Here is a 26,317-nt window from a genome sequence, read left to right on the forward strand (position 1 = left end):
ACGGATGCTTCGCTCCGCGGGTGGACGGCGCCTCGGGGTCGCGGGAAAGGGAGGGGCGTTCGGTAATGCCGACCACCGTTCATTGACGTGCCCGATTTGTCTTCATAGTTTGCTGCGAAGCCGGGATGCGTTGGGACACAGCGCCGGGCCGGCAGTACAGACCATGGGGAGAGACCATGACGGCTCAGCTCAACACGTTGCTTCGGACGGCTTGCGAATACGTGTGTCCGGTGCCCCCCGTCGCCGGTGCCGTCTCGGCCGTTCGCCGACGTGTTGCGGCGGTTCTCGCAGACTGGAGGGTTCTTCCCGAGCTGGTCGAGGACTCTTTGCTCGTGGTGTCGGAGCTGGTCACCAACGCGCTCCTGCACGCCCGCCCCCCGGCCGTACTCCGGCTGTCCTGGATACCCGGCGACGGCGCCTGCACCCTGCGCGTCGAGGTCACCGACGCGGGAGCCTGGCTCCCGATGGGCGGGTCCCGCGCCGGGACCGACCCGGACGAGCACGGCCGCGGCGAGACGATCGTCCACGCCCTGGCGACCCGCCACGGCATGAGCCTCCACCCGGGCGGCGTCACCCGCTGGGCCGATCTCGTCGCGGTCTAGAGCGCGGCCTCCACCGGTGACGGCACGGTGGCCCCTGCGTCGTCCGCGGTCTGCTTGCGGATCAGGAGCAGGGCGGCGTCGTCGTGCAGCCGACCGCCCACATGCCCCAGCAGCTCGTCGTGCAGCGCGGTGAGTGTGCGGGCCGGCTCGTCCGAGACATGGCGGGCGACCCCTTCGGCGAGCGGATAGAACTCGCGCGCGTGGTCGCGGGCCTCGGTGACCCCGTCGGTGTAGAGCAGCAGTTGCTCTCCCACCGCGAACGGCAGCCGCTGCAGGCGAGGGGCCTGGCTCGAGAGGGCACGCAGGCCGAGAGGCGGCGCGGGGTGGGCGGGCTCCACCGCACTGACCTCCCCGGACGCGGAGATAAGCAGCGGGGGCGCGTGTCCGCAGTTGACGACCTCCAGATGTCCGGACGGGGGGTATCCGGCGACCACGGCGGTGACGAAGTCGTCGGGGCCGAGGTTGCGCGCCAGGCTCCGCTCGATCCTGCTGACGACGTCGAGCAGGTCGGGCTCGTCATGGGCGGCCTCGCGGAACACCCCGAGCACGAGTGCGGCGGTCCCCACGGCGGGCAGCCCCTTGCCGCGCACGTCGCCGACGATGAGCCGGACGCCGTGCGGGGTGGGCACCAGGGCGTAGAGATCCCCGCCGATCCGGGCCTCCGCAGTCGCGGCGCTGTAGCGGACGGCCACCCGGAACGGCCCGACGGTCTCCGGGACGGGCTGGAGCAGGGCGTGCTGGGCGGCCTCGGCGACCGAGCGGACGGCCGCGAGGACCCGCTCGCGCCGACCGTGGAGCGCGCTGGCCAGGCCGCTCGCCGCCGTGACGGCGAGCAGGGCGGACAGTACGGCCGTCAGCTCACCGGCGGGTACGGCTCTCCCGATGCCCAGCGCCGTGCCCAGCACCGCGGCGAGGAGACCGGCACACAGCACCCCGCGCGGCCCGTTGGTGGCGGCGGCCAGTGCCGGTCCGGCCGCCAGCAGCGGCAGCCATACCGTGCCCGTCCCTCCGGCGATGTCCATGAACACGACGACGGCGAGGACCAGGACGGGCAGCGCGGGCAGTCTGGGGGCCAGCCGACCGGCGGCACGCCGCCAGGCCGATCCCCAGGTGTCGGCCGCACGCTTTCTGAACAGCCTCGGCTGGTGGTCGCCGCCATGGTGTCGAGCCTGACTCATGTTTCGTCCGCAGTCCTCGCCTCTACGGGGTGCACACCCGGAATGTCCCTTTCGTTCAAGGAAACGGGCTGGGTGCGGCAGCCACAAGGAGCGGATTTTCAGATAGTGAGCGAGAGGCTTCTGGTGATGCGGCTCGCGACCGGGAGCAGCCGTGTCCGGATCTCCTGGATCTGCGCCTGCCGTTCCGCGGGCAGGGAGACGCCGAGCGAGCCGAGTGTGCCGCCGCGGTAGACGGGCACGGCGACGCACACCGTGCCGAGTGAGTACTCCTCCAGGTCCGTGACGGCCGGCGCCAGAGGGGACGACGCGATCCTGCGCAGCAGCTCCGGAAGACTGGTGATCGTCCGTGGTGTGAGGTCGGGGCGGTGGTGCCTGGACAGGTAGTCCCGGCGGGCCTCCTCGTCCAGCTCGCGCAGCACCGACTTGCCCAGGGCGGTGGCGTGTCCGGCGTCCTCGAACCCCACCCAGAGATCCACCCGTGGTGCACGGGGCCCGTCGACGATCTCGGCGACCCTGATCTCACCGTCCTCGTAGAACGTGAGGTACGTGGCGGTGGACAACTCGTCCCGCAGGGCGGTGAGCGTGGGGCGCACGCGGCTGAGCAGCGTCTGTGTGCCGCCGGCCGAGTGCAGGGAGTTCAGTCTGTCGCCCAGGACGAAGCCGCCGTCGCTCAGTTTCCGTACGTATCCGTCGTGCACCAGGGTGCGCAGCAGGTGATAGGCGGTGGCCAGGGGCAGCCCGGTCTCGCGTGCCAGCTGTTTCGCCGGTGCGCCGTTCTCGTGCGCGCTCACCGCCTCCAGCAAACGGAAGGCCCGCTGCACGGACGTGATGAGCGTGGGGCCGTCCTGAGCGCTCATAGGACCAGACTGCGCCGGGCACGTGGCACGGGCAAGGCAGGGATCACCGGCGCAGCCGCTTCACCCGGCCCCTGCTGTACGAGGCGGGCGTCATCGGTGGACCGGCCCGCGCGTCGATACGGCGATCCTCCCCTCGGATAGGTGAGGGTCATGCCCGGAGAACGTGCCGACAGACAACGAAACGCCTCGAAGGATCGCAATGATCAAGTCTTTCCGGATCGTGGCCGCCGCTCTTCTCGCCGCCGGCGGCCTCGGTGTGCACGCGGCCGACGCGTCGGCCGCCGCTCCTCGGGCCGACTCGGCTCCGATCGGTGGCCTCGTTCCCGGCCCCGCGTGGTTCCCGGCGCCGCCCGCGGGTGACGGAGCCGACGGGGCGTCCACGGGCGGGGCGCCGGGCAGGACCGCCGATCCCATCGGCCTGGGACCCCTCAACGTCGCGGTCCCCGCGGTGGGCCTGCTGTAGTGCAGTTCAGGTCCATGACAAAATGGCTAGTGTGATCAGGTGACAGAATTCAGCGTCCTTGGTGACACCACGGAATGGCGGCAGGACTTCGAGCGGCGGCTGCGCGCTCGGTACACGGCGGCCGGGCTCGGCGCCGCCGCGGTGGAGCGCGTGGTCGAGAAGGTACTCGACGGCACCGGTGACTGGACCGTCGCCGAGATCACGGACGCCGGGAACCGCGTGGGACACGTCGCCGTGGTGGTGGCCGACCACAACGGCGCGCTCGCGGGGCGCATCGGCGACCTCCGCGTGGACACGGCACACGCCGGCCGGGGCCACGAGCAGGCCGCCCGGGACTGGGCCGAGGGGTGGTGCGCGCAGCGCGGCGCACGCCGGCTGGACATACGGCTCACCGAGCCCGCCGGCGACCTGTTCGACGACTACGGTGTCCGCGGCCAGCTCAGAATGCGGCGCATCGGCTCCCCGCCGGCACCCCTCGACGGCGTCACGACACGGCCGATGACAGACACCGAATATCCCGAGTGGCTGGCCTCCGAGAAGGCCGCCTACGCCGGTGACATCGTCCGGTCGGGAGCCATGAGCCCCGAGCAGGCCGCACGCAAGTCCGACCGCGACTTCGCGGAGCTGCTTCCCGAGGGCCCGGCCACGCCCGACACCACCTTGCTGGTGCTGGAGGCGGCGGGCGAGCAGATCGGCACCGGCTGGTTGAAGCACGGACACCTCGAGGGGGTCACCTACGGCTACTCGCTGTACATCCAGGAGCGGTACCGCGGCAAGGGGTACGGGCGGGCTGCGATGGCGGCCGGTGAACAGGCCACGCTCGCGGCCGGCGACTCGGCACTGATGTTCACGGTGTGGGGCGGCAACGAGGTGGCCATGAACCTGTACACGAGCGCCGGCTACCAGGTCGTGGAGGAAAGTCGCTCCGTCGACCTTCCCCGCCCCGCGGCCTGACGTGACGCGCCGCGGCACGACGGACGGGCGTCCGAAGCGGGGCGCCGGTGCCCGCGGTCATGAGGCCACACCGGTCAGGGCCGGGAATTCGCTCCGGGAACGGGCGTCGGACCGCAGCAGTCCGAGCAGGGTGGAGGTCAACCGGCCGCCGGGACGGTCGCGCGAGCGGGGTCACGCGACGGAGCGGGCGCTCCCCGGGCTGCGGTCCGTGGTGAACCCCTCGGCCTGGGTAGCCTCGTCGGCGACCCGGACGCCGTAGCGGTAGGCGAGCTTGCCGCCGAGGAACCCCGAGAAACCCAGGGCGGCCACGCTCAGCGCGGACAGGACGAGCCGCCCGATGCCGGCACTTCCACCGCCCGCGTGATCGCGCGTACCGCCACAGGAAGTTGAGGGCGTAGGCGGCGGTCACCAGCAGGTTCAGTGCCATGTGGACCACGGCGGTGCGAAAGGCCGGGGTGCCGCCGGGGATCGCGAACAGGTCGAGGAATCCGGCCGTGGCCGCCAGCAGGGCGCCGATCGGCACGGTCACCAGGGACCGCTGAGGGGGACGCACCGGATCGCTGAGGGCGGCATCCGCCGTCCCCAGGGTGAGCCACCGCCCAGATGCACGGCACTGCCCCCGGCGCAAGGATCGTGTGGGGGAGCGGGCTCTGCGACGCTGTGCGCGGCCCGCCCGTCACCGGTTGCTCGGTGTCTGCCCGAGCTGGGGGAAACGCCCGTCCCGGCGTTCCGACCGGAGCATGTGCCATGTTGTCCAAGCGCATCCTGAACCGTGCTGCTCGTTCCACGGAACCGGTAGCCCAACCCGCCACCGCCTCCACGGTGACCGCCGCCGATGTCGGCCTGCTGCTCATCAGACTGACCTTCGGCCTGCTCATGGCCGCCCATGGAGCTCAGAAGGTCTTCGGGCTCTTCGGAGGCCCAGGCCTGACCGCGACCGGCAAGGGGTTCGCGGCCCTGGGCTATCACCCGGGAAAGCTCTTCGCCGCGATCGGGGGTCTGTCCGAGTTGCTCGGCGGCCTCGGTCTGGCCCTCGGGCTGCTGACGCCACTGGCGGCCGCCGCCCTGATCGGCGTCATGATCAACGCGATGGTCACGGTCACCGCCGCGCATGGCTTGTGGGACGCGGACGGCGGCGTGGAATACAGCGTGTGCATCGCCGTCGTCGCCCTGTCCGTCGCCGCCATCGGGCCTGGCCGACTGGCCGCCGACCGCTTCTTCCGGTGGGGCGGGGGCGGCTGGAAACAGGCAGCCCTGGCCCTCGGCCTCGGCGGCGCCGCCGCCGCGATCACCCTCGCTCTCTGAACCCACCCGGTCAGGGGAGGCTCCTGTCCCCGCGGCTGACGCGGTGTCCCCTGCCGCTCACCCGGCCGGCAGGGCCGCCGTGTAATCCCCCAGCACGCGACCGCCTGTCCACCCCCGTGACTCGGCCTTGGACACGTCCAGCACCACGGAGTTGGCCAGCTGGTCGACCGCGTAACGGCTGAGGAACGCCTCTGTGCGCGGGCGCAGCCGGGCCAGCCACTGGGCGGTGCCCGCTGCGGTGTGCGCGAGGGCTGTCGGAAGGTGGTGGATCCGGGCCCGTACGCCGTGGGCATGGAGGACTGCCCGCACGGCCCGGTCCCTGTCGTACGGCGCCGGGTCGGCGATGTTGTAGGCGCCCGGCGGCCAGTCGGCGGCGGCCAGGCACGCCTCGGTGAGGTTCTCGACGGCCGTCAGGCTGAGGCGGACGCTCGGACCGGGCAGCACCAGCAGGCCGGCCCGGACGCGGGACACCAGCCGCGGCACCAGATGGGGATCCCCGGCCCCGTAGACCGCCCGCGGGCGCAGCACCACGGCACCGGCAGCGAGCGCCAGCGCCTCACCGGCGGCCTTGGTGCGGCCGTACGCGTTCAGCTGGCTGTGCACCGGATGGTCCTCGGCGATCCGGGCCCGGCCGGGGCCGGGCGCGTAGACACTGGCACTGCTCACCCAGACCACCGGCCGGCCGGCGGCGGCCCGGAGGAGACGGGCGGTGCCGTCGACGTTGACGGCACGCATCGCCGCTTCGGCGGGGGAGCCGGGCACCGGGTCGCCGACCGCCGCGGCGCAGTGCACCACGAGGTCGGCGCCGGCCAGGTCCGGCACCTCGCGGGCGGCGTCCCACGGCACGTGCCGGCCGACCGGGCCGGGGCGGCGCCCCACACACAGCACCTCGGCGCCCCGGGCGGCGGCCGTGGCGGCGACATGGGAGCCGCAGAAGCCGCTCGCCCCGGTGACGGCGATCGTGGTCATCGGGCCTCCGCGGGGCCGGTGGTGGAGCGGACGGTCAGGGAACGCCAGCCGGGCAGGGCCGCGGTCCGGTCGACGCGGGCCCGTACGACGCCGGGGCGGTGGGGTGCGAGTGCGGCGAGGGCGTCGTCGAGCTGTGCGCGGGCCAGGCGTGCGCCGGGGCAGGCGTGGGGTCCGGCGCCGAAGACGAGCTGGGCCACCTCGGGCGGTGCGGGGTCGCGGGCGTCCGGGGGATCCGTGTGGGCCCGGGCCGCGTGCCGTGTAACCAGGATCAGGCGGTCCCCCGCCCGTACCGGGCACCCGTCCAGGGTGTCGCCGGCCGCTGCCGCCCGCGGCAGCAGCGGGGAGGGGGCGATCACCCGCAGCAGTTCGGTGACCAGGGCCGGCCGCAGCCGGTCGTCGGCCGCCTGGTCCCACAGCGCCGCGTCGGCACACCAGGCGGCGGCCCGCGGGAGGGCTGCCACCGTGGTGTTGACGGCGGCCACCGCGAGCATCGCCCGCAAGGCCGTTTCCCCCGTCCCGCTGGGCGCGGTGCCCCGGGTGAGCAGGGCCTCCAGACGGGCCGTCGCCGTGGCCGCCGCCCGGGCGGTGCCGGGCAGCCGGGGCCCGGGCAGGTGGTCGCGTACGGCGGCGGCCGCCGCGCGGGCGGCCGCCTCGGCGACACCCTCCGGGTCCCCACCCGTACCGAGCAGCGCGCAGACGGTGGCACCGGCCAGTTCGCGTGCCAGCGGTACCAGGTCGACCGTACGGCAGGTGGCGAGCGGGGCGAGGCGGCGGGTCAGGACCTCCCGCCACACCGGGCGCAGCCGCTCCACCCCGGCCATGCCGAGGCCTTCGGACACCGCACGCCGGGTGGCCCGGTGACCGGCGCCCTCCTGGTCGAACAGTGTTCCGCCGCCGGACAGCTCCCGCGCGGCGCCGCCCGTGGTGCCGGCCGCGGTACGGTCCAGCGGAACTCGGGTGAGGGCGTGCCGGAACGCATCACCGCCGTGCACGAGCACCGTTCCTCCGAGCCGGGTCACCGTCCGGCGGCGGGTGGCGGCGAGCAGGGCGAACAGCGCGGGGTGGGAGCGGGTGTACACGCGTCGGTCGCGGCGGCGTGCCGCCCGGACGCGGGACGGGACGGGCGTGGCGGTCATCGGACGTGCACCTCCTTCGTGTCGGCGGGGCAGTAGCGTCGGTCCCAGGACCACAGGAGGGTCCGGCGCGCGCCCCACGCCCGCAGGCGGCGCAGGCTGGTGTGGACCACCATCCGCTCGGCCCGCGCGATCCGGTCGCTGTGCGTGCGCGCCCGGTTGAGGAACACCACGTCCTCGGGCGGCCCCTGCAGCGGGACGCGCGGTGTGCCCCCGCAGCGCAGGTACAGGGCGGCAGTGACGGCGAGGTTGTGGCCGTGGCACAGCACGTACGGCGCGCGGTAGCGCGGGTGGCGGTGCTCCTTGCGGTACCGGCCGTACAGCGCGGTCGCCCGGAGCACCGCCGGCAGCAGGTACCGCTCGGCGAGCGAGGGGTGCTCGTCCCGGCGTGGCACGCTCCGGCCACAGGCCAGCTCTGTGCCGCGCCCGAACTCCCCGCGCACCGCGGCGATCCAGTCCGCGGCGGGCACACAGTCGGCGTCGGTCCGTGCGAGCAGTGCGGCGCCCTGCCCGATGGCGTACCGGAACCCTGTGTCGGCGGCGGCCCCGGCGCCCGGCTCCTCCTCATCGACGAGGTGCACGGGAAAGGGCGCGGCGGCGGCGAAGCGGCGCACGACATCCGGCGTCGCGTCGGTGGAGGCGTTGTCGACGACGACCAGGGTGAAGCCGGTGTCGGTCTGGGCGGCGAGCGCGGCGAGGGTGGCCCCGATGCCCGCCTCCTCGTTGAGGGCCGGTACGACCACCCACAGCGGCGCGCTCATCCCCGGGCCCCTTCCGCGAGGCGCGTGGCGGCCAGGTGGGCGGTGGCGGCGCGGTCCGGCTTGCGGGAGCGCCCGGACAGCGGGATGTCGGCCAGCAGCACCGCGTCCGGCCGTGCGGACCCCATCCGCTCCAGCGGACCGGTCAGCGCGGCCCGCAGCGCCGCACGGTCGGCACCCCGGCCCGGCTGCACGACGGCGACCAGGCGCTCATCGCCGTCACCGGCCGGTACCCCGACCAGCAGGGCCAGTTCGACGCCGGGCACGTGCAACGCCGGCTCGTACAACCCCGGGTAGATGTTCTCCGCGTGCCGCAGCACCATGTCCTTCAGGCGACCCCGCAGCACGATCCGGCCGCCCTCCAGGTGCGCACGGTCACCGGTGGCGACCCACGGGTCCGGCGCCTCGCCCAGGTACCGGTCCCTGGCCGCCGGGCCGGACAGCAGCAGTTCACCGGAGGCGTCCGTCCTCGCCGTCACCCCCGGCAGCGGAGCGCCCACCAGATCGCCCCCGCCGGTGAAAGCGGCCTTGTCGGCCTGTTCCACCGCGGCGGCGGGGAACAGCTCGGTCAGCGCGTACACGCCCCACGCCTCCTGTGCGCCCGCCTGTTTGACGCGGGTGAGCAGATCGGCGCTCGCCGGAGCCGACCCCGTCCACACCCGTCCGGTGAACCGGGCTCCCGCGGCGAGCAGCAGCCGCAGCTGCGGTGGCGTCAGATAGGTGGCCTGCGGGTCCAGTCGGCGCAACTGCCGGGCCAGAACCCGCGGCGAGCGGGCGGGCAGCGCGACCGGCGCGCCGCTCGCCAGGGACGGCACGAGGACGAAGAACGTCCCGCCCAGCACCGGCCGGCCGGCCTCCACGCGGACCAGCCCGGCCACCGTGTCCATCCCGGCGGCGAGCGAGGAACGGGTGTGCACCACCGCGCGGGGCCGGGACGTGGTGCCCGACGTGAAGACGATGACCGCGTCGCCGTCCTCGTCCACCGGACCCGGCGGGAACACCGACCGGACACCGCTGTCCAACGCCGGGGCACAGCCCGGCAGTCGCGGCCCGACCGTGGCCACCGGCCCCAGCGTCGCGAGGTCCGGCAGGGCCAGGCGCGCCCGGCGGGCCAGCGGGCGGGCCCACCCGGCGACCGCCTGGGCCGTGGCGTCGGCGAGGACGACATCGGGCCGGGCGAGGGCGAGCCGGGCGCGCAGCACGTCCGGTCCCGCGCCGGGGTCCAGCACCGCGACCCGCCCTCCGAGTCGGTGTACGGCGAGCATCACGGCCAGCGCCCGGGGCCCGGGCCGTACCGCGACGCCGACGGTGCTGCCGGGTGCGATGCCTCGTGCGTGCAGGGCGGCGGCGTAACGGTCGCTGAGGTCGGCCAGGTCCCCGCGGGTGGCCCTGACGCGTACCGCTCCGTTCCGGGCGGTGCCGAGGACGGCGGGCCGGTCGGGGCTCTTGCGCAGCGCGTGGGCGAGTGTGTCGAGCATCAGCGCGGGTCCTCCGTGTGCCGGCCCGGGCCCCGGTCGAGGTACCAACGGGCCGTGCCGACCAGCCCGTAGGCGCGCAGCCGCCGGGTGGAGTTCTCGACGACCATGGCGCGGGCGTGGACGACGGCGGTGGTACGGCGCCGGACCCGGTTGAGGAAGAGGCGGTCCGTGGGGGAGGGGCGGCGCGGCATACCGCCGACGGCTTCGTACAGGGCGGCCGTGACGGCCATGTTGTTGCCGGCGTGCATCCGGTACGGCGTGAGGTAGCCGTGCCGGCGCCGGTGCGCCGGGCGCACCCGGCCGAAGAACGCGGCGACACGGACCAGCGTGCGGAAGAGGGCACGCCCGAGGGGCCCGTGCTCGTCTCGACGTGCGTCGATACGGCCGCACACCAGTCCTGCGCCCTGCCGCAGGGCGTCGCGGGCGGCGGCCGTCCAGCCGGGGCGCGGCAGACAGTCGGCGTCGGTGCGGGCGAGCATCGTCGCGCCGTTGCCGATGGCGTACCGGAAGCCGGTGTCCACCGCACAGCCGACGCCCTTCTCCGGCTCGCTGAGGACATGGACCGGGAAGGGCGCCCGGCGGGCGAAGTCGTACGCGATGGCCGCCGTGGCGTCGGTCGAGGCGTTGTCCACGACGACGAGCGTGAAGTCACGGTCCCGCTGGGCCGCGAGCGCGTCCAGCGTGTCGCCGATCCGCGTGGCCTCCTGGTGCGCGGGCACCACCACCCACAGGGCGCTCACGCCTTCTCCCACACCATCGTCATCAGGCTCACGCCACCGCCCAGGCCCACGAACAGCACCCGGTCGCCGGGAAGCAGCCGCCCGTGGACCCGGTCGAGCTGCACGCCCAATGTGGCGCTGGCCATGTTGCCGAGCTCGGGGACCGTGACGACGAGCCGGTCCCGGGGTATGCCGGTGAGCTCCACGAACCTCTCCAGGTACGGCACGGTGACCTGGTGCACCAGGATGTACCGGAAGTCGCCCCAGGCCAGCCCGGTGCGCAGCCTCATCCGGTCCAGCACCGACGTGCCGATCTTCTCGAACACCTCGCGCAGCTCGGTCCCGTCGCCGTGGAAGTACGTGTGCTCGTCCCCGCGGGGGTGACGCGAACCGCCACCGAAGATCCCGCCGACCCGCCAGTGCTCGGAGTGCGTCTCGGTGTCGACATCGAGGATGCCGCCCTGCTCCACGGCCTCCAGCACGACCGCGGCTCCCGCGTCACCGAAGGTGTATCCCGCGAAGCCGTCCCGGAACTGGCCGGGGCCCAAGGGCGCGTGCCGCACCGCCCGGCTCGGGGTCTCCCCGGTGACCACCAGAGCCCGGCGGGCCCGGCCGGCCAGGATCATCGCCCGTGCCGTGTCGATTCCGTTGACGAAGCTGTTGCACGCGTTGGTCACATCCAGCGCATGCGCCCGGGAGCCCAGCTCGGCCTGGACGACGTGGGCGGTCGCCGGTTCGGCCATGTCGCGCGTGGCGGAGGCGAACACCAGCAGATCCACGTCGTACGGAGCCAGCCCGGCCCGGGCCAGTGCCGTACGGGCCGCCCGCACCGCGAGCGTGGAGGCGTACTCGCCCTCCGCCACGGCCCGGCGCGAGGCGATCCCGGTGACGCGTTCGAGCATCCGCGCGGGCAACCGCAGCCCGGACGCCGTGGAGATCCGCTCCTGCAAGTGCTGGGAGGTCACCTCGAGCTCCGGCAGGCAGGACGCCACTGATGTGATGCCCACCCGGAGCACTGGACCTCGGACAGCGTGGTCTGTGTGCATGGGCTGGACGCTATGGGCGGACCGGGACGGCCGGCCTGAGCACGGGTACTCAACTCGCATAGGTAGACGGCCGCCCGCACGGGGGAGGGCGCGCCCGTGGGTGCGCCCTCGATCGCCTGTGGTGACCGCTAGCGGACCACGATGACCACCACCCCGCCGTTGTCGAATCGGTGGTCGAAGCGGTGGTCGAAACAGAACCTGGAGTGGTGGAAGCAGAAGTCCCGGTGGTCGAAGCGGAACCCGCCGTGGTCGAAGCGGAACCCGCCGTGGCCGAAGCAGCGCCAGTCGTCGTGGCCGAAGCACTGGTCGGTGATCACGCCGGTGTGTACGGCCGGGACCGCCGCTGCGGCCGTGCCTGCCGCGCCGATCGCAGCGCCGCCGGCCATCAGCAGGCCGGCCGCGGACACCGCGACGAGACGCCTCGCGCCTTGTACTCGCATGATGGATGCACCCTCTTCTTTCCGGACTGCGCCCTACTCTCAGTACGTCAGCGGCGGGCTTCGGGATTGCGCTTCGGCGGACGGTTACCTTGCGTAGTTGCCGATCGCCGGGCTTGATCGCATTGTCAGTGCCCCCTGCCATCATCCCGCCATGCTCTACGACACCTTGATGGCCGAATCCCGCAGGAGCGACTCGCTCGACGACGTGCGGTCCGCGGCGCTCGACCGCGTCCGCTGGCTCGTCGACCTCCTGGAACGCCAACGGACCGCGTTCCGGCGATCCATGGGGCCCGAGGGCCGGCCATCCGGGGCGGAGGGCGCGGCGACCCGGTCCGAGATCGGCGGCCGCCTCGCGGCCTGCACGGACGAGGAGGGCAGGGCCGCGGTCCTGGTCCTCATGCTGGCCGCCTGCTTCGACGACACGAGCCTGTGGCGGTACGGCACAGAGATCGAGTCCCTGATCCGCCGGGTGCGTGGCTGGACGCCCGACGAGGTCGCGGTGATGCTGCTCCGCGCCACCGAGTACGACATGGGCTTCTGGTTCGCCGACGCACTGCGGCTGGTGCTCAACGCCGTCGAGCAGCTCGACGCCGACGGCCACCGCGCCGTCCTGCCCTGGCTGCGGCATGCGCACATGGAGCTGATGAACACCGCCGTCGAGGCGCGCGGGCGCGCCTCGCTCGGCCAGCGCCTGCGCGCCTCGCTCGGCCAGCGCCTGCGCGCGCTGCTCGCGAGCGCGGACCAGGCGCACATCCCCGAGGGCCTGATCCCCGCCCACGCTCCCTGGGCAGTCCCGCTGAGGGACCGTGCCAAGACCGCTCCGACGCCGGAACTGGCGGATTTCGTAAGGCACTTGGCGAGCCTGTCGGGTCCGCGTCCCGCCCAGAGGTGGCGGCGGACGTGCCTCGGCCTCGTGGACGCGGCCGCGGCGCGGGACCTCATGGCCGACGTGCTGCGGGCGCTGGCCGAGGGTGATCCCCTGTGCAGCAGCACAAGCGGAGCGCACGCCGGCTGGCTCGGCAGCGGCTACCACTACCACTACCTCGTCCACCAGAACGACGGGGACCTGGCGCGCGGCGTCGTCTGGGCGGCCGCGCTGACCGGAGCCCCGGCCGCGGTGCAGCACCTCGGCACGCTGGCTCTGCGCACCGGCGGCGCGGGACCCGGCGTGATCGACGACCTCAAGCTCGCGGGCGCGGCGATCAACGCGCTGGCCGAGAGCGGCGACAAGGCCGCCCTGGAAGCCCTGTGGCGGCTCCAGTCCCGGATCAGGCACCGGGCTCTGCGCAAACAGCTCGACACCGCGCTGGTGACAGCGGCCGGGAAGCACGGCATCACGGCGGCTCAGCTCATCGAGCGCAGCGTGCCGGACCACGGTCTGGGGCCGGACGGATCCCTGGAACGGGAGGTGGGCGGACACCGGATACGGGTGGCGATCGAGGAAGCCACGACCGTACGGCTCACCTTCACACGTCCCGACGGGAAGAGCTCCCGCACGGCTCCGGCCGCCCTGAAGGACGGCTTCCCGGACCAGCTACGGGAGTTGAAGGCTCTGGCCAAGGAGGTACGGGGCACACTGTCGGGCGAGCGGGCGCGGATGGAGGCGCTGATGTCGACCGGACGCGCATGGCCGTACGACGAATGGTGCCGCTACTACCGCGACCATCCGGTCACCGGGACCCTCGTCCGCGGTCTGATCTGGGAGCTCGCTGACGAGGACGGCGAGTGGCGTGCGGTGGCACCGCTGGCCGAGCCGCCCGGCCGGCCCGAACGCGTCCGGTTGTGGCATCCGATCCGGGCGTCGACCGACGAGATCAGGCAGTGGCGGGAGCGGCTCGTCGCCGCGCGGCTGCGGCAGCCGTTCAAACAGGCCTTCCGGGAGATCTACCTGCTCACTCCGGCGGAGCGGGAGACGGGCGGCTACTCCAACCGGTTCGCCGCCCACATCGTCCACTACCCGCAGCTCTACGCGCTGTTCAAGGAGCGCGGCTGGCAGGCCAACTTCCTCGGCCGCTACGACGGCGGCTACGACGGGACGGCGCGGGCCGTGTTCGGCGACGGCGAGTGGCGGGCCTGCTTCCACCACGAGCCCGCCGCGGACGACCGCGGCGGCTACGCACCCGAGCACGCCGCGACCGATCAGGTCCGCTTCGAGCGACGCGACGGCCGGCACTGGCGGGAGACGCCCCTGGCGGAGGTGCCCCCGTTGGTGTTCAGCGAGGCGATGCGTGATGTGGATCTGTTCGTGGGGGTGACCTCGATCGCCGCTGATCCCGACTGGGCCGACCGGGGCGGGGACCGGTATGCCGGGTACTGGCGGGGGGCCACGTTCGGTGAGTTGACGGCGAGTGCCGAGGTGCGCCGGGAGGCGCTGGCACGGATCCTGCCGCGTCTGCGGATCGCCGACCGGTGTGTGCTGGACGGTCGTTTCCTGGTCGTGCGGGGCGATGTGCGCACGTACAAGATCCATCTGGGGTCGGCCAACATCCTGATGGAGCCGGACGACAGTTACCTGTGCATCGTCCCGTCACGTGGCAAGGGCGAGGGCAAGGTCTTCCTGCCGTTCGAGGACGAACGGCTCTCCCTGATCCTGAGCAAGGCGTTCCTGCTGGCCGCCGACACGAAGATCACCGACAACACCATCCTCCACCAGATCGAGCGAGGTGCCTGATGGCCACCGTGACGTTCCGGGACGAGACCGCGACGGGCAAGCCGGTCACCGAGTGGGAGGTCGCCGGCCTGCCGGAACGGATGACCGTACGGGAGTTGATCAGGCTCCGGGTCCAGGAGGAGGTCGCCCGGTACAACGCCCGTCCGGGCAACCGCTTCAACGGCCTCGTCCGCCCCGACGAAGCCGAGACCGACCTGAACGGCTACCTGCTTCGAGAGCCGCGCCGCATCGACTGGGAGCGGCAGGCCACGATCGCCGAACGCGCCTTCCTGGCCAACGGGTTCTTCGTGCTGGCCGGGGATCGCCAGGTCGAGGACCTCTACGAAGTCGTGGATCTCAGCGCCGACCCCGACCTGGTCTTCATCAAGCTCGTCGCCCTGGTCGGCGGCTGAGGGCCCGGCACGTGTCGGCCGGTGGGAGAAGGAGGGGTTCGCGCGTCCTCGGCGCCCGGGGTGGTACGCGAACCTACGGCAGGTCGTCGCGCCCCAGCCACGTCGGTTTGACCGGCACCCCGTCCGCGTACCGCTCGACCTGCTCCTTCGGCTCGACCTGTTCGATGTGCTCGACCGGCTCACCGCGCTCCACCGGCTCCTCGGGCGCAGCGATGGAGTCGGTCGGCTCCTCCACGGGTTGTGGGGCGGCGGGCGCGTCGGAGTCCTCCAGGAGTTCCGCCACCGTGAACCGCGTGGCGAAGGACTGCCATGCCCCGTCCACGACGACGAGGTATCCGTCGCCGTCCCGAAGCAGCCGACGCCGTCTGGGGCTTCTGGGATGCTCGGGTGAGTGGCTCCGGGCCCGCCGCTCCAGCTCCGCGAGCGCCTCGGCACGAGTACCGGAGACGTGCGCCACCACGTGGGCCTCCATGTGCTTGCGCTCCCCGGCGCCCAAGGTCGTCTCGACCACCAGTGCCCACGTCGTCATGTCCTCCGCCCCCTTCACGTTCGTACTGCTGTCTACAGTAGAAGGCGCGGTGAGGACCCGGGTTGGCGGGCGGAGCCCGGCTCTGTGCGTGGTGCTCATGTACTCGGTTGGAGTTGAGTATGTGAGCTCTGGTGGGGGAGGAGGCCGGACGCAACGCTGGGGGCATGCGTCATGGACTACTGAAATCCGCTCCCCACCTGCTCTCGATTCCCGTGCTGACGGGGGTGGCACTGGCTGCGTGGGCTGTCTGGCTGGGCTGGGACCAGCACCGCGACGTCCACGCCGATGGTTCGACGACCGGCCCGTACGAGGCGTGGCAGGTGATCGGGCTGGTGCTGACTCTGCTGGTGCCGGTGTGCTGGGCGGCGTACCGGGGCTACGCCGCGGGTGGTGTGCTGGGTACGACGGTCGGTCTCACTCTAGCGGCCTATGTGGACTGGTCGGACGACTCCAGTGGGCTGTTCGTGATCGGCGTAGGGATGGTCATGATCGGCAGCCTTGCCACGACCTTGGCGGTGACCACCGTGATCGCCTCCCGTAGGAACGGCCTGAGGCGTTCTGGACGTGATGGCATGGTGAACACCGTGCGGTGAGCCGACCGGCGGCGACACCTGGAGTGGTGTCGCTGCCTGGTCAGCGCGCGGCGTTCTCGGTGACCGGCTCCTTCTCGGCCGCTGGACGTCGCGCCGTGGTGGGGGAGCGCAGCAGGGTGGCGCCGAGGAGGAGGGCGACGGCGACGAGGCACGAGCCGATTCGGAAGGCCAGCTGGTAACCACCCGCGAGCGCGGAGGTGGTGCTTGCCCCGTCGCCGAGCAGGGCATCGGTGTGCGAGGTGGCGAGCGTGCTGAGGACCGCGAGGCCGAAGGCGCTGCCGACCTGCTGCATGGTGTTGAACATGCCGGAGGCGATCCCCGAGTCCCGGGGCGTGGCCGCTGACATCGCGAGCGTGGCCAGCGACGGCATCGCGAGGCCGAAGCCGATGCCGAGCGGCAGCAGCGCGGGCAGGACGTCCACGACATAGCTCCCGTCCGCCGGTGCGCGGCCGAGCGCGGCGAGACCTGTCGTGATCAGCGAGAGCCCTGGAAGGAGTACGGCACGCGGGCCGAAGCGCGCGATCAGCATCGGCGAGAGGCCGAGGGACAGGGCGCCGATCGCGACCGATACCGGGAAGATACCGAGGCCGGTGTGTATCTCGTCGAAGCCGAGCACCTTCTGCAGGTAGAGGACGCACAGGAATTGGAAGCTGAACATTCCGGCCACCATGAGGGCCTGGATGCCCATCGCCGCTGAAACGTCGCGCGAGCGGAACACACGCAGGGGCAGGAGAGGGTGGGGTGCCTTCGCCTGGCGGGCGACGAACGCGATGAGCAGGGCGAGCGCCGCGGCGGCGAAGCTCAGCGTGTGTGCGGAGGTCCAGCCGTAGTCGGGGGTCTCGACGATCGTGTAGACGCTGAGCATCAGTGCGGATGTGACCAGGAGCCCGCCCGCGAAATCGGTCCCCTTGTCGAGGCCGACACCATGCTCGGACGCGAGCACGCGCCCGGCCGACAGCGCTGCCGCGATGCCGATCGGGACGTTGACGAAGAAAATCCAGTGCCAGCTGATGGTCTGCGTCAGGGCGCCGCCGGCGAGGAGGCCCATCGAGCCACCGGCGGACTGGACGAAGCTGTAGACGCCGATGGCCTTGGCCCGCTCCTTCGGCTGCGGGAACAGGGTGACGACCATGCCGAGGGTGACGGCGGAGGTCACCGCGCCGCCGATGCCCTGGACGAACCGGGAGACGAGCAGCATCGCCGGATCCTGGGACACACCGCACAGCAGCGAGGCAGCCGTGAAGACGGTCAGGCCGGTGGTGAAGACGCGCTTGCGTCCGATGAGGTCACCGAGCCGTCCGGAGAGCAGCAGCAGACCACCGAAGGGGACCAGATAGGCGTTGACCACCCAGGCCAGGCCCGACGCGGAGAGACCGAGGTCCTGCTGGATGGACGGCAGCGCCACGTTCACGATGGTTCCGTCAAGAATGACCATCAACTGCCCGACACACAGCACAGCCAGCGCCGACCAACGCGATGGACTCACAGATGAGTTGGTTCTCCGCACGACGACCTCTTCCCATGGTGCACGGTTTGTTACAGCAGTCATCCTCTGTAACCATGGGGCGCGGCGGAAGGAGGCACTTTCATGTCACGCAGTCACACCGATGTGTCCGACCAGGTCAGTAACGAGGCGTGCCCGCTCACGGAGGTCCTCGACCACGTCGCGGGCAAGTGGAGCATCGGAATCCTCGTCGCCGCCGCACACGGACCAGTCAGATTCACCGAGTTGGAACGCGCCATCACAGGCATCAGCCGACGCATGCTCACCTTGAACCTGCGCAAGCTGGAACGCGACGGCCTGCTCATCCGGACCGTCTACCCCACCGTGCCGCCCAAGGTGGAGTACAGCCTCACGCCCATGGCCCGCGAACTCCACGCCACCCTCGCCGGGCTCGTCGGCTGGGCGGAACGCCACCGGCCCGACATAGCCGCGGCCCGCGCCGCCTACGACGCCGCCGGCGCACCGGCTTCCTGACGCCTGCCGGGGCACCCGGCAGGCGGTGAACGATCGCCCACGGGTGGACCTCTGAGGCCATGCAGGACATGGTCTCAGCGCGCTTCTTCCGGATCGCTCTGCTCCATGGCGACATACCGGGCGAGGGTCGCGGGTGAGGGTGCGGCCGCAGGCAGCGGTGTGGCGCCTTCCGGGCGCAGTCCGTGCAGGTAGACGGCCACGTGCCGGGCGGCGAGCGCCGCGCTTGCTTCGCCGGGCAGATGCGGCATGGGGCGGCAGGCCATGGCAGCCGCGGTGATCAGGTCCTCCGCGGTGACATCGGCGCGTACGACGCCGGCGGCTCGGCCGGCCGCGATGATCTCCTCGACGCTGCTGCGGATGGAGTGTTGGAGTTCCTGAACCCGTGGATCATGTACGACCGGCCCGCCGATCAAGGGGAGCACGAGGCGTTCGCGCTGCGCCACCACACGCAGGAACAACCGCTCCAACGCGCTCGTGGGATCGGCCAGTTCCTGACGGGCCTCCTGTACCGCCGCCAGGCAGATCTCGAAGCCGTCGACGATGACCTGCCGGATCAGCGCGTCGCGGTCGGGGAACCGGCGATACAGGGTTCCTGGGCCCACCCCGGCGCGGCGTGCGATGTCGTCGAGGGCCACCGCGGTGCCCCGCTCTCGGAAGAGTTCGCGAGCGGCGGCGAGGATTCTCTCGCGGTTGCGCTGGGCGTCGGCGCGCAGGGGCGGCTCAGTGGTCATACGGCGATCGTAAGCGGTCGCGAGATAACTGGAGATTTTTCTCCGCTTCGCGCGTAGGGTGAGAGCTGCCAGATCGGCGTGGGGCCGACAGGGAGGGACCACTCATGTCCGCTGACCGTTTTGTACTGCTGCAGCCCGGAGAGACCCGGCGGACCCGGGTCCCGTTGCCGCCCGGCTTCGGCGTCAAGGTCGCCACCACTGACAGTGAAGGTCGACTCGCCGTCCTGGAGAACCGCCTGGACGTCGATGTCCCGCCCCACGTACACGAGCTCATGGACGAGTTCGTCTATGTCCTGGAAGGCGAGATGGAGATCGACTTCCAGGGGCGGACGTACCGCTTGACACCCGGCATGTGCGCGCTGCTGCCCCATGGCGTCCCGCACGCCATGCGGAACGCCTCCCAGCCCCCGGCACGAGCGCTGCAGGTGTCCACGCCAGGCGGCTGGGACCAGTTCATGGAGGATCTCTTCGAGGCCGGACCCGCGGTGAGGGCCGCCGGCGGCGCGATGGACCTGGAGAAGGTCAATGTGGTCGGCGAGAAATACGGCATGCGCTACACCCAGGGAACGATGACCTTGGACTAGGCGGTTGCGTTTGGTTGGTGCCGCAGCCGCAGCCGCAGCCGCAGCCGCAGCCGCAGCCGCAGCCGCAGCCGCAGCCGCAGCCGCACCTGCTCGTGCGGTGGGCCGTCACGTCCGCAATGCGGGGGAAGGGATGGGCCGGGCCGGTCGGCAGTGATCAGTTCGATCACCGGTTTCTCGCCCGGCGGTTTCTGGGCGGGAGCACTCAACTCGGCCCCGGCCCGTCGGAGCGGATACAGCGTGGCGGTGATCCCGCCGCATATGTATGCAGATTTGGCCCCCGCTGGTCCGCCGCCCGGGACTGGCGGACCAGCGCCTGGGAGGCGCCGTCGCGGGGTAAGTGGAACCTACGCCTCCACCGGCGGTGGCGGAAGACCTGTAGATGTGTGGTCCAGGTCATATTGAGCCGCCCAGGCTGCAGCCGCGGGCCCTCGGCTCACCACCGGAGGCCTCGGCCGTCAGGGCTGGTCGGCGTAGCGATTGAGGGGGAGGCCGGTGGGCCGATGGGGTGCGGCGTGGTCGCCCTGCTCTCGGCACGCCCCAGCGGCCGTCTCGACGGTGAGTGCTCTCCCGTCCGAAAACGGCGAACCGGATGGAGCCACAGCGAGGCGGCCCGGAACGGCATCAGCCGATGAGCGAGCGGAACTCTTCGATCGTACGGCGCCGCATGGTGAGGAAGGCCAGCCAGGAGCCGTCGGCGTAGTGCAGCCGGAAGCGGGCCATCAGCTGTGTCCGTGGCCGGCGTTCGACGCGGGTCACCCAGGCCCGCGGCACCTCCCACACCGGAGTGCCGTCGAGAGGTTGGACGAGTCCGATGCGCTGGTCGGTCACGCGCAGCAGCAACGCGCCGGAGGTGTGTGGCATCTGCGCGGCGATGCTGCCGGCTCCGCCGGACTGGGCGCCTACGCTGTTGACCAGGTCGTTCCCGAGGGAACGGCCGATGGTCGGGCCGATGCCCTTGGCGCTCTTGGCGGGAACGACAGTGCCGTAGCCCAAGAGCCGCTCACCGGGCGCCAGTTGGTTGAGGGCGGAACGCTCGCGGAGGTCGGACATGCGCGTGATCATATGCCGCGCACGTGGGGGATGCGGCACCGGCCCCACATCGCGGCCCGGCTGTGACTCCGGGAGCGGGGGGCGCGTCGGCGGTGACAGCGCCGAGGCCTGCCGCCTCTGTGTATCCGCTCTCGGTTCTCGGTCGGATCAGCCGGGTGCAGAGGTTCAGCATTCTCCGCTGCAGCTTCGGTTCGTTGGGTACGGCGAAGCCTCCCGCCTGAGGCAGCGGCCGTTCGGCTCAGGCCGGCAGGTTCAGTTGCCAGGACACACCGAACCGGTCGTTGACCCAGCCGAACTTCCTGCTGAACCCGTACTCTCCCAGTGGCATGAGCTCCGTGCCCCGGTCGACCAGGGCCGCGTAGAGGCGGTCGATCTCGGGCTCGTCCTCGCACTGCACGAAGAGCGAGACCGCGGGCGTGAAGGTGAAGCCGTGCTTCACCGGGCTGTCGATGCACATGAACCGCTGCCCGGCGAGTGAGAACGTCGCGTGCTGCACGCTCCCCTCCTCGCCCTCGCCCTCGGCACCGTAGCGCGTGACGCTGACGACCTCGGCGTCGTCGAAGAGCGAGACGTAGAAGGTCATCGCCGCCTCGGCGTCACCCTCGAACATCAGGAACGTGGTGATCTTCTGCGACGTCGTGATCTCCATACCGCTCACTCCTCCAGCGCCTCAGACAGTCGGCATACGAGCGCCTCAGACAGTCGACCCGTGGCCACCGTAGCCGGTCGCCTCCTCCGCATCCGGCGGCAACACAGCGCCGACGTGCACAAAGCCCCGGGAGGGAGCGCCGTCGTCATCGGGCGGGCAACGATCGTCGTCCGATCCCCGAGGGGGTGTTCCTCTTCCCCCGAGGGAGTGTTCCCGCGCCTCCATACGGAGCCGGTCACCGAGCGCGAACCGGTGCGGGGGCGGACGCTCTACGGGGTGGACCTGGCGCCATGAGGGCGACCCGAACCACGGACGGTTCGGCCCGGCGACGGGGCCGAACGGCCCCTGTCGGGCACCGGTCGGTTCGCCGGAGGGTGATGTGCTGTGCCCCCAGCGCCGAGGCCCGGCACCTGTCACCCCCCGACCGCCGCCCGAACCGGGAAGGACCACCGATGTCCCTCGACACGCAGCAGGTGTCCACCGGACTCACCGACGAGGAACTCGCCACCCTGGACGCCCACTGGCGCGCCGCGAACTACCTCTCCGTGGGCCAGATCTACCTCATGGCCAACCCCTTGCTGACCGAACCGCTGCGCCCGGACCACGTCAAGCCTCGGCTGCTCGGCCACTGGGGCACCTCGCCGGGCCTCAACCTCGTCCACACCCATCTGAACCGCGTCATCAAGGCCCGCGGACTGGACGCCGTGTGCGTCTGGGGGCCCGGCCACGGCGGTCCGGCCGTTCTGGCGAACTCCTGGCTGGAGGGGTCGTACACCGAGACCTATCCCGACGTCACCCGGGACGCGGCCGGCATGGCCCGGCTCTTCAAGCAGTTCTCCTTTCCCGGCGGGGTGCCCAGCCATGTCGCCCCGGAGACCCCGGGCTCGATCCACGAGGGCGGGGAGCTCGGCTACTCCCTGTCCCACGCCTACGGCGCGGCACTGGACAATCCCGGCCTGCTGGTCGCCTGCGTGATCGGTGACGGAGAAGCCGAGACCGGCCCGCTGGCCGCGTCCTGGCACTCGAACAAATTCCTCGACCCGGTCCACGACGGCGCCGTGCTGCCGATCCTGCATCTGAACGGCTACAAGATCGCCAACCCGACGGTGCTGTCCCGCCTGCCCGAGGCCGAACTCGACCAACTCCTGTGCGGCTACGGCCACGAGCCGATCCATGTCACCGGCGACGACCCGGCCGCCGTCCACCGTGCGATGGCCGAGGCGATGGACACCGCCGTCGACCGCATCGCCGCCCTGCAGCGCGCCGCTCGCCAGGACGGTGTCACCGACCGGCCCCGCTGGCCAGTGATCGTCCTGCGCACACCCAAGGGCTGGACCGGCCCCGCGGAGGTCGACGGACTGCCGGTCGAGGGCACCTGGCGCGCCCACCAGGTGCCGCTCGCGGCCGTCCGCGACACCCCCGAACACCTGCGCCGACTGGAGCAGTGGATGCGCTCCTACCGGCCGGAGGAACTGTTCGACGAACACGGCTCCCCGCGCGCCCACGTACTGGCCTGCGTCCCGCACGGCACCCGACGGCTCGGTGCGACCCCGCACGCCAACGGCGGACTCCTGCTGCGCGAGCTGCCCCTGCCTCCGCTGGAACGCTACGCCGTGGCCGTCGACAAACCCGGCGCGACCCTGCACGAACCGACCCGCGTGCTCGGCGACATGCTGAAGGACGTCATGGCGGCCACCTCCGGCCGGCGCGACTTCCGGCTCGTGGGCCCCGACGAGACCGCCTCCAACCGGCTCCACGCGGTCTATGCGGCCAGCGGCAAGGCATGGCAGGCCGCCACCCTCCCGGTCGACGAGCACCTCGACCGGCACGGCCGAGTGATGGAGATCCTGTCCGAACACACCTGCCAGGGCTGGCTGGAGGGCTACCTCCTCACCGGCCGGCACGGGTTGTTCTCCTGCTACGAGGCGTTCGTGCACATCGTGGACTCGATGGTCAACCAGCACATCAAGTGGCTGCGCACCACCCGCCGCCTGCCCTGGCGCGCTCCCCTCGCCTCCCTCAACTACCTGCTGACCTCCCATGTGTGGCGCCAGGACCACAACGGCTTCTCCCACCAGGACCCCGGCTTCGTCGACCACGTCCTGAACAAGAGCCCCGAAGTCGTGCGGGTCTACCTGCCGCCGGACGCCAACACCCTGCTGTCCGTGGCCGACCATGTGCTCCGCAGCCGTGACTACGTCAACGTCGTCGTCGCCGGCAAACAGCCCTGCTTCGACTGGCTGTCGATGGACCAGGCGAAGGTCCACTGCGCCCGCGGCGCCGGTATCTGGGGGTGGGCCGGCACCGAGGGCGGCACGCGTGAACCCGACGTGGTGCTGGCCTGCGCCGGGGACGTACCCACCCAGGAAGTGCTGGCAGCGGCCCAGTTGCTGCGCCACCACCTGCCCGGGCTGGTGGTGCGGGTGGTGAACGTCGTCGACATCGCACGTCTCCTGCCGAGCGATGAACACCCGCACGGCATGGGCGACTTCGAGTACGACGGGCTCTTCACCACGGACAAACCGGTGATCTTCGCGTACCACGGCTATCCGTGGCTGATCCACCGCCTCGCCTACCGGCGCACCGGTCACCGCAACCTGCATGTGCGCGGATACAAGGAGATCGGCACCACGACCACGCCGTTCGACATGGTGGTGCGCAACGACCTGGACCGCTACCGCCTGGTGATGGACGTCATCGACCGCGTCCCCGGTCTGGCCGTGCGGGCGGCGGCCCTACGCCAGCGCATGCAGGACACCCGGCAGCGCCATCACGTCTGGATCCGCGAGCACGGGACGGACCTGCCCGAGGTGGCCGACTGGTCGTGGGAGAGCTGACCTCCGGCACGGTCGACCGCTGCCACCGGCGTCTCGGCCCCGGACGCCCTCACCGGGCCGAAGCGGTTCGCGGCTCCCGCCCCGGGGAACTCGGCGAAGCCGGACCCCCGGGGAGGGAGGCCCTTGGAGCCCCGGAGGGAGGCATCGAGGCCGGCGACGAGGCGGCCGACGGCACGGACACCAACCGTCGCTGACAGAACGGGGCGGCCGTACGGGCGACCGTACTCCACGGCGGCTGCGGCGGCGCGAGCCGGCGCTCGGCTGCTTGGCCTGGCGCGTATTCAGATGTGCAACTCGGGAAAGCCGGTCCAGCGCAGCTCGGCGGGCAGGTGCCGCATGTCGTTGGAGACGAGGACGGAGGCCGGCCGACCGGGCGCGTATCGGATGACCGTGAGCGCCGCGTTGCCGTGGTTGAGGCCGAGCCAACGCCACTTCGGCGCATACATGGCGTCCCGGACGAGCCAGGCGACGAGGAAGTTGTGGGTGACGACCAGTTCGTGCCGTTCCTCCTCTCCCTCCACCGGCCCCGTGAACAGATCCAGCGCCCGGCGGGCCAGCGCAGGCCCCTGCTCCCGTTCCTCGTCGGTGGCGCCGGCGAGGAAGCGGAGGAAGAAGTCTGCTGACTCCGCCGGGAGTTCGTCCCTCGTCGGCACATGCGGGACGTAGTCCCCGGCGACTTCCGAGACGTGCAGAGGGACGTTCTTCAGCTGGTCGCCGATGAGACGTGCGGTCTGCTCCGCCCGTGGCAGCGGACCATGGTGGACAGCGGCGAGGGGGACGTCCCGGAGGCGCCGGCCGAGCAGCTCGGCTTGCCGACGGCCGCCCTCTGTCAGCCCGCTCTCGTCCGGCGACGCCTCACCGTGCCGCACGAGATAGAGGTAACGGGTGGCCGTGCCGGACATGCCGAACTCCTTTGCGTCCACGAGTGATCTTGTACATCCACGGACGCCGCCTCCTTCGGCGCCGGTTCCCAGGGACCCTGGCTCAGAGGTCGTCGGCCGGTTGCGGAAGACAGGTGTGTGCTTGTCGCTTCCGCAAATTGAACCCCCGGGACCCGTGCCTTCGCAGACGGCTGGAGCTTGCTACAACGGAGGTCGTGAAATCTCCTCCCTGCTCTGGGTGTTACGTTCATGGCCCCGGCCCGGCGGGTGCGGTCTACTACGCGGCGTGAAGAGGATCCTGCTGATCGAAGCGCTAGCAAACTCGGGCCCCTATGTACTGGACGCCGCCCGTGCACTCGGCGCGCACGTCTTCGTCGCGACCCACGAGGACGTCTACGAGAGCTACCCCGCCGCTCTGCGCGACAAGATCCACGGCACGGTGTTCACCGACCTGACCGACCCCGAACGGGCGCTGGCGGACCTGACCGCGTTCGCCGGGGCGACGGGCATCGACGCGGTCGCCGGCTGCTGGGAGGTCTTCACCCCGCTCGTCGCTCACCTGGCAAGCCACCTGGGGCTTCCCGGGAACGACCCCGGGCGCGCCCAGGCCTGCCGGAACAGGGCGGACATGGCCCGGACCTTTCACGCGGGCCACGTGCCCGCGCCGAGAACGGTCAGCGTGCACACGGCCTGGCAGGCGGCACACGCCCTCGGCCGCGCCGGCATCGGATTCCCGGTCGTCGTCAAACCCGCCGAGCGGGGCGGCTCCCGGGGCGTCAGCATGGCCGACAGCCCCGAACAACTCGACACCGCCGTACAGCACGCCCAGTCCTGGCCGATCGCCGCCCCGCACGGCCTGCCCATGGATCAGCGCGTCGTCGTCCAGGAGTACGTCCCCGGCCCCGCGTTCAGCCTCGACACCGTGGTCCGCCGCGAGGAGTACTTCCATCTGCCCCTGGTCGAGAAACACACCACCGACGGCACCAACCGAGCCGAGACCGGTCACACGTGCCCCGCCGCACTGCCGCCCGCCGATCTCCACGCCGTGCGGACGGCCGTCGAAGTGGCCCTTTCGGCGCTCGGCATCCGCAACGGCGTCGCCCACACCGAACTCAAGATCCCGCCCGACGAGGGCCCCGTCGTCATCGAGGTGGGTGCCCGCCTGCCGGGAGACCACCTCGTGGACGTCGTACGCCGTGCCTCGGGCATCGACGCCGCCCGGGCCTACCTCCAGGCCGTCCTCGACGAGAAGCCCGACATACCCGCGCCCCGCGACGGCGCGTGCGCGATCCGGTTCCTCACCCCGCCGCGCGCCGGCACCTTCCACGGGGTGACCATCGCCGGCCGGCACACCGGACTCGTCGACCAGGAGATCACCACCCCGCCCGGTGCCACCGTCGGCAGCGCCCACGGCGACTCGGCCCCCGTCGGCCACCTGGTCTTCGCCGCCCCCACGCCCGCACAGGTCAACGCCGACGCCGCCCACGCACTCGCGCACACCCGCATAGAAGTGAGCTGAC

The 26,317-nt window shown here is 71.9% G+C and carries 29 protein-coding genes and 1 pseudogene; 12 read left to right on the forward strand and 18 right to left on the reverse strand.

The window, feature by feature from the left end; all coding sequences use genetic code 11:
- The first annotated feature begins 176 nt into the window (after window positions 1-176).
- Window positions 177-602, forward strand: a complete 426-nt coding sequence (locus ACWC94_RS16040) for an ATP-binding protein (protein WP_450797160.1) — start codon at window positions 177-179, stop codon at window positions 600-602.
- On the opposite strand, the gene ACWC94_RS16045 is transcribed toward ACWC94_RS16040, so the two are convergent.
- Window positions 599-1,780 (reverse strand): PP2C family protein-serine/threonine phosphatase, encoded by a 1,182-nt coding sequence (locus ACWC94_RS16045; protein WP_450797161.1) that lies wholly within the window; start codon window positions 1,778-1,780, stop codon window positions 599-601. The genes ACWC94_RS16040 and ACWC94_RS16045 overlap by 4 nt on opposite strands.
- A 98-nt stretch (window positions 1,781-1,878) precedes the next feature.
- A complete protein-coding gene (locus ACWC94_RS16050; protein ID WP_450797162.1) occupies window positions 1,879-2,637 on the reverse strand; it encodes an IclR family transcriptional regulator in 759 nt (252 codons plus the stop codon).
- Window positions 2,638-2,836: 199 nt separating this feature from the next.
- Between ACWC94_RS16050 and ACWC94_RS16055 the strand changes: the two genes are divergently transcribed.
- Together ACWC94_RS16055 and ACWC94_RS16060 are read left to right on the forward strand one after the other, a co-directional pair.
- Window positions 2,837-3,100 carry a hypothetical protein gene (locus tag ACWC94_RS16055; protein ID WP_450797163.1) on the forward strand — a complete coding sequence of 88 codons (264 nt, stop codon included), beginning with the start codon at window positions 2,837-2,839 and terminating at the stop codon, window positions 3,098-3,100.
- 39 nt (window positions 3,101-3,139) lie between these two features.
- The gene (locus ACWC94_RS16060) at window positions 3,140-4,054 is read left to right on the forward strand and encodes a GNAT family N-acetyltransferase (protein ID WP_450797164.1); all 915 of its coding nucleotides are present in this window, start codon (window positions 3,140-3,142) and stop codon (window positions 4,052-4,054) included.
- Between the two features lie 171 nt (window positions 4,055-4,225).
- Here ACWC94_RS16060 and ACWC94_RS16065 read toward each other — a convergent pair whose 3' ends face one another.
- Both ACWC94_RS16065 and ACWC94_RS16070 read right to left on the reverse strand, forming a co-directional pair.
- Window positions 4,226-4,363 carry a hypothetical protein gene (locus ACWC94_RS16065; RefSeq protein ID WP_450797278.1) on the reverse strand — a complete coding sequence of 46 codons (138 nt, stop codon included), beginning with the start codon at window positions 4,361-4,363 and terminating at the stop codon, window positions 4,226-4,228.
- 112 nt (window positions 4,364-4,475) lie between these two features.
- Window positions 4,476-4,607, reverse strand: a pseudogene (locus ACWC94_RS16070) (hypothetical protein); the annotation flags it as partial.
- Window positions 4,608-4,801: 194 nt separating this feature from the next.
- Between ACWC94_RS16070 and ACWC94_RS16075 the strand changes: the two are divergent.
- Window positions 4,802-5,359 (forward strand): DoxX family protein, encoded by a 558-nt coding sequence (locus ACWC94_RS16075; RefSeq protein ID WP_450797165.1) that lies wholly within the window; start codon window positions 4,802-4,804, stop codon window positions 5,357-5,359.
- Between the two features lie 57 nt (window positions 5,360-5,416).
- Here ACWC94_RS16075 and ACWC94_RS16080 read toward each other — a convergent pair whose 3' ends face one another.
- The 7 genes from ACWC94_RS16080 to ACWC94_RS16110 all read right to left on the reverse strand — a co-directional run bounded on the left by ACWC94_RS16080 (window position 5,417) and on the right by ACWC94_RS16110 (window position 11,902).
- A complete protein-coding gene (locus tag ACWC94_RS16080; RefSeq protein ID WP_450797166.1) occupies window positions 5,417-6,328 on the reverse strand; it encodes an NAD-dependent epimerase/dehydratase family protein in 912 nt (303 codons plus the stop codon).
- The gene (locus ACWC94_RS16085) at window positions 6,325-7,464 is read right to left on the reverse strand and encodes a cytochrome P450 (protein WP_450797167.1); all 1,140 of its coding nucleotides are present in this window, start codon (window positions 7,462-7,464) and stop codon (window positions 6,325-6,327) included. Before ACWC94_RS16085 ends, ACWC94_RS16080 begins: the two co-directional genes overlap by 4 nt.
- The gene (locus ACWC94_RS16090; RefSeq protein ID WP_450797168.1) at window positions 7,461-8,222 is read right to left on the reverse strand and encodes a glycosyltransferase; all 762 of its coding nucleotides are present in this window, start codon (window positions 8,220-8,222) and stop codon (window positions 7,461-7,463) included. Before ACWC94_RS16090 ends, ACWC94_RS16085 begins: the two co-directional genes overlap by 4 nt.
- On the reverse strand, window positions 8,219-9,697 hold the full coding sequence (locus ACWC94_RS16095; RefSeq protein WP_450797169.1) for a class I adenylate-forming enzyme family protein: 1,479 nt from the start codon (window positions 9,695-9,697) through the stop codon (window positions 8,219-8,221). The genes ACWC94_RS16090 and ACWC94_RS16095 overlap by 4 nt, the downstream gene beginning before the upstream one ends.
- The gene (locus ACWC94_RS16100) at window positions 9,697-10,437 is read right to left on the reverse strand and encodes a glycosyltransferase family A protein (protein ID WP_450797170.1); all 741 of its coding nucleotides are present in this window, start codon (window positions 10,435-10,437) and stop codon (window positions 9,697-9,699) included. Before ACWC94_RS16100 ends, ACWC94_RS16095 begins: the two co-directional genes overlap by 1 nt.
- On the reverse strand, window positions 10,434-11,381 hold the full coding sequence (locus ACWC94_RS16105) for a 3-oxoacyl-ACP synthase III family protein (RefSeq protein ID WP_450797171.1): 948 nt from the start codon (window positions 11,379-11,381) through the stop codon (window positions 10,434-10,436). The genes ACWC94_RS16100 and ACWC94_RS16105 overlap by 4 nt, the downstream gene beginning before the upstream one ends.
- Window positions 11,382-11,590: 209 nt before the next feature.
- Entirely contained in the window at window positions 11,591-11,902 is a 312-nt protein-coding gene (locus ACWC94_RS16110; protein ID WP_450797172.1) for a hypothetical protein, read from the reverse strand.
- A 151-nt stretch (window positions 11,903-12,053) separates the two neighbouring features.
- On the opposite strand from ACWC94_RS16110, the gene ACWC94_RS16115 reads away from it, so the two are divergent.
- Together ACWC94_RS16115 and ACWC94_RS16120 are read left to right on the forward strand one after the other, a co-directional pair.
- A complete protein-coding gene (locus tag ACWC94_RS16115; protein ID WP_450797173.1) occupies window positions 12,054-14,573 on the forward strand; it encodes a DUF4132 domain-containing protein in 2,520 nt (839 codons plus the stop codon).
- A complete protein-coding gene (locus tag ACWC94_RS16120; protein WP_450797174.1) occupies window positions 14,573-14,965 on the forward strand; it encodes a hypothetical protein in 393 nt (130 codons plus the stop codon). The genes ACWC94_RS16115 and ACWC94_RS16120 overlap by 1 nt, the downstream gene beginning before the upstream one ends.
- Before the next feature lie 73 nt (window positions 14,966-15,038).
- Here ACWC94_RS16120 and ACWC94_RS16125 read toward each other — a convergent pair whose 3' ends face one another.
- Window positions 15,039-15,494, reverse strand: a complete 456-nt coding sequence (locus ACWC94_RS16125; protein ID WP_450797175.1) for a hypothetical protein — start codon at window positions 15,492-15,494, stop codon at window positions 15,039-15,041.
- A gap of 164 nt (window positions 15,495-15,658) precedes the next feature.
- On the opposite strand from ACWC94_RS16125, the gene ACWC94_RS16130 reads away from it, so the two are divergent.
- Window positions 15,659-16,087, forward strand: coding sequence for a hypothetical protein (locus ACWC94_RS16130; RefSeq protein ID WP_450797273.1), 429 nt, complete (start codon window positions 15,659-15,661; stop codon window positions 16,085-16,087).
- A 40-nt stretch (window positions 16,088-16,127) separates the two neighbouring features.
- Here the strand turns inward: ACWC94_RS16130 and ACWC94_RS16135 are convergent, their stop codons facing one another.
- Complete coding sequence (locus ACWC94_RS16135) at window positions 16,128-17,636, reverse strand: MFS transporter (RefSeq protein ID WP_450797176.1); 1,509 nt, start codon at window positions 17,634-17,636, stop codon at window positions 16,128-16,130.
- 39 nt (window positions 17,637-17,675) lie between these two features.
- Here ACWC94_RS16135 and ACWC94_RS16140 point away from each other — a divergent pair, with 39 nt between their 5' ends.
- Window positions 17,676-18,065, forward strand: coding sequence for a winged helix-turn-helix transcriptional regulator (locus ACWC94_RS16140; RefSeq protein ID WP_450797177.1), 390 nt, complete (start codon window positions 17,676-17,678; stop codon window positions 18,063-18,065).
- Between the two features lie 74 nt (window positions 18,066-18,139).
- On the opposite strand, the gene ACWC94_RS16145 is transcribed toward ACWC94_RS16140, so the two are convergent.
- Window positions 18,140-18,796, reverse strand: coding sequence for a TetR/AcrR family transcriptional regulator (locus ACWC94_RS16145; RefSeq protein WP_450797178.1), 657 nt, complete (start codon window positions 18,794-18,796; stop codon window positions 18,140-18,142).
- A gap of 104 nt (window positions 18,797-18,900) precedes the next feature.
- Here ACWC94_RS16145 and ACWC94_RS16150 point away from each other — a divergent pair, with 104 nt between their 5' ends.
- Window positions 18,901-19,380 (forward strand): cupin domain-containing protein, encoded by a 480-nt coding sequence (locus ACWC94_RS16150; protein WP_450797179.1) that lies wholly within the window; start codon window positions 18,901-18,903, stop codon window positions 19,378-19,380.
- On the opposite strand, the gene ACWC94_RS16155 is transcribed toward ACWC94_RS16150, so the two are convergent.
- The 3 genes from ACWC94_RS16155 to ACWC94_RS16165 all read right to left on the reverse strand — a co-directional run bounded on the left by ACWC94_RS16155 (window position 19,377) and on the right by ACWC94_RS16165 (window position 21,079).
- Window positions 19,377-19,586: a hypothetical protein gene (locus ACWC94_RS16155; RefSeq protein ID WP_450797180.1), complete on the reverse strand. Its 210-nt coding sequence runs from the start codon at window positions 19,584-19,586 to the stop codon at window positions 19,377-19,379. The genes ACWC94_RS16150 and ACWC94_RS16155 overlap by 4 nt on opposite strands.
- A 415-nt stretch (window positions 19,587-20,001) precedes the next feature.
- Entirely contained in the window at window positions 20,002-20,430 is a 429-nt protein-coding gene (locus ACWC94_RS16160) for a hypothetical protein (protein WP_450797181.1), read from the reverse strand.
- A gap of 238 nt (window positions 20,431-20,668) precedes the next feature.
- Window positions 20,669-21,079 carry a VOC family protein gene (locus ACWC94_RS16165; RefSeq protein ID WP_450797182.1) on the reverse strand — a complete coding sequence of 137 codons (411 nt, stop codon included), beginning with the start codon at window positions 21,077-21,079 and terminating at the stop codon, window positions 20,669-20,671.
- Window positions 21,080-21,531: 452 nt separating this feature from the next.
- On the opposite strand from ACWC94_RS16165, the gene ACWC94_RS16170 reads away from it, so the two are divergent.
- Window positions 21,532-23,916 (forward strand): phosphoketolase family protein, encoded by a 2,385-nt coding sequence (locus ACWC94_RS16170; RefSeq protein WP_450797183.1) that lies wholly within the window; start codon window positions 21,532-21,534, stop codon window positions 23,914-23,916.
- Window positions 23,904-24,110, forward strand: a complete 207-nt coding sequence (locus tag ACWC94_RS16175) for a hypothetical protein (protein ID WP_450797184.1) — start codon at window positions 23,904-23,906, stop codon at window positions 24,108-24,110. The genes ACWC94_RS16170 and ACWC94_RS16175 overlap by 13 nt, the downstream gene beginning before the upstream one ends.
- A gap of 87 nt (window positions 24,111-24,197) precedes the next feature.
- Here the strand turns inward: ACWC94_RS16175 and ACWC94_RS16180 are convergent, their stop codons facing one another.
- A complete protein-coding gene (locus ACWC94_RS16180; protein ID WP_450797185.1) occupies window positions 24,198-24,818 on the reverse strand; it encodes a histidine phosphatase family protein in 621 nt (206 codons plus the stop codon).
- Between the two features lie 265 nt (window positions 24,819-25,083).
- Between ACWC94_RS16180 and ACWC94_RS16185 the strand changes: the two genes are divergently transcribed.
- The gene (locus ACWC94_RS16185; RefSeq protein ID WP_450797186.1) at window positions 25,084-26,316 is read left to right on the forward strand and encodes an ATP-grasp domain-containing protein; all 1,233 of its coding nucleotides are present in this window, start codon (window positions 25,084-25,086) and stop codon (window positions 26,314-26,316) included.
- Window position 26,317 lies beyond the last annotated feature (1 nt).

Source organism: Streptomyces sp. NPDC001135, assembly GCF_053598395.1.

What these genes read in the sequence shown, in the direction of transcription:
- ACWC94_RS16040 (WP_450797160.1), top strand. Translation starts at nt 177, where the DNA reads ATGACGGCTCAGCTCAACACGTTGCTTCGGACGGCTTGCGAATACGTG.
- ACWC94_RS16045 (WP_450797161.1), bottom strand. Translation starts at nt 1,780, where the DNA reads ATGAGTCAGGCTCGACACCATGGCGGCGACCACCAGCCGAGGCTGTTC.
- ACWC94_RS16050 (WP_450797162.1), bottom strand. Translation starts at nt 2,637, where the DNA reads ATGAGCGCTCAGGACGGCCCCACGCTCATCACGTCCGTGCAGCGGGCC.
- ACWC94_RS16055 (WP_450797163.1), top strand. Translation starts at nt 2,837, where the DNA reads ATGATCAAGTCTTTCCGGATCGTGGCCGCCGCTCTTCTCGCCGCCGGC.
- ACWC94_RS16075 (WP_450797165.1), top strand. Translation starts at nt 4,802, where the DNA reads ATGTTGTCCAAGCGCATCCTGAACCGTGCTGCTCGTTCCACGGAACCG.
- ACWC94_RS16080 (WP_450797166.1), bottom strand. Translation starts at nt 6,328, where the DNA reads ATGACCACGATCGCCGTCACCGGGGCGAGCGGCTTCTGCGGCTCCCAT.
- ACWC94_RS16085 (WP_450797167.1), bottom strand. Translation starts at nt 7,464, where the DNA reads ATGACCGCCACGCCCGTCCCGTCCCGCGTCCGGGCGGCACGCCGCCGC.
- ACWC94_RS16090 (WP_450797168.1), bottom strand. Translation starts at nt 8,222, where the DNA reads ATGAGCGCGCCGCTGTGGGTGGTCGTACCGGCCCTCAACGAGGAGGCG.
- ACWC94_RS16095 (WP_450797169.1), bottom strand. Translation starts at nt 9,697, where the DNA reads ATGCTCGACACACTCGCCCACGCGCTGCGCAAGAGCCCCGACCGGCCC.
- ACWC94_RS16110 (WP_450797172.1), bottom strand. Translation starts at nt 11,902, where the DNA reads ATGCGAGTACAAGGCGCGAGGCGTCTCGTCGCGGTGTCCGCGGCCGGC.
- ACWC94_RS16115 (WP_450797173.1), top strand. Translation starts at nt 12,054, where the DNA reads ATGCTCTACGACACCTTGATGGCCGAATCCCGCAGGAGCGACTCGCTC.
- ACWC94_RS16120 (WP_450797174.1), top strand. Translation starts at nt 14,573, where the DNA reads ATGGCCACCGTGACGTTCCGGGACGAGACCGCGACGGGCAAGCCGGTC.
- ACWC94_RS16125 (WP_450797175.1), bottom strand. Translation starts at nt 15,494, where the DNA reads ATGACGACGTGGGCACTGGTGGTCGAGACGACCTTGGGCGCCGGGGAG.
- ACWC94_RS16130 (WP_450797273.1), top strand. Translation starts at nt 15,659, where the DNA reads ATGCGTCATGGACTACTGAAATCCGCTCCCCACCTGCTCTCGATTCCC.
- ACWC94_RS16135 (WP_450797176.1), bottom strand. Translation starts at nt 17,636, where the DNA reads ATGACTGCTGTAACAAACCGTGCACCATGGGAAGAGGTCGTCGTGCGG.
- ACWC94_RS16140 (WP_450797177.1), top strand. Translation starts at nt 17,676, where the DNA reads ATGTCACGCAGTCACACCGATGTGTCCGACCAGGTCAGTAACGAGGCG.
- ACWC94_RS16145 (WP_450797178.1), bottom strand. Translation starts at nt 18,796, where the DNA reads ATGACCACTGAGCCGCCCCTGCGCGCCGACGCCCAGCGCAACCGCGAG.
- ACWC94_RS16150 (WP_450797179.1), top strand. Translation starts at nt 18,901, where the DNA reads ATGTCCGCTGACCGTTTTGTACTGCTGCAGCCCGGAGAGACCCGGCGG.
- ACWC94_RS16160 (WP_450797181.1), bottom strand. Translation starts at nt 20,430, where the DNA reads ATGTCCGACCTCCGCGAGCGTTCCGCCCTCAACCAACTGGCGCCCGGT.
- ACWC94_RS16165 (WP_450797182.1), bottom strand. Translation starts at nt 21,079, where the DNA reads ATGGAGATCACGACGTCGCAGAAGATCACCACGTTCCTGATGTTCGAG.
- ACWC94_RS16170 (WP_450797183.1), top strand. Translation starts at nt 21,532, where the DNA reads ATGTCCCTCGACACGCAGCAGGTGTCCACCGGACTCACCGACGAGGAA.
- ACWC94_RS16180 (WP_450797185.1), bottom strand. Translation starts at nt 24,818, where the DNA reads ATGTCCGGCACGGCCACCCGTTACCTCTATCTCGTGCGGCACGGTGAG.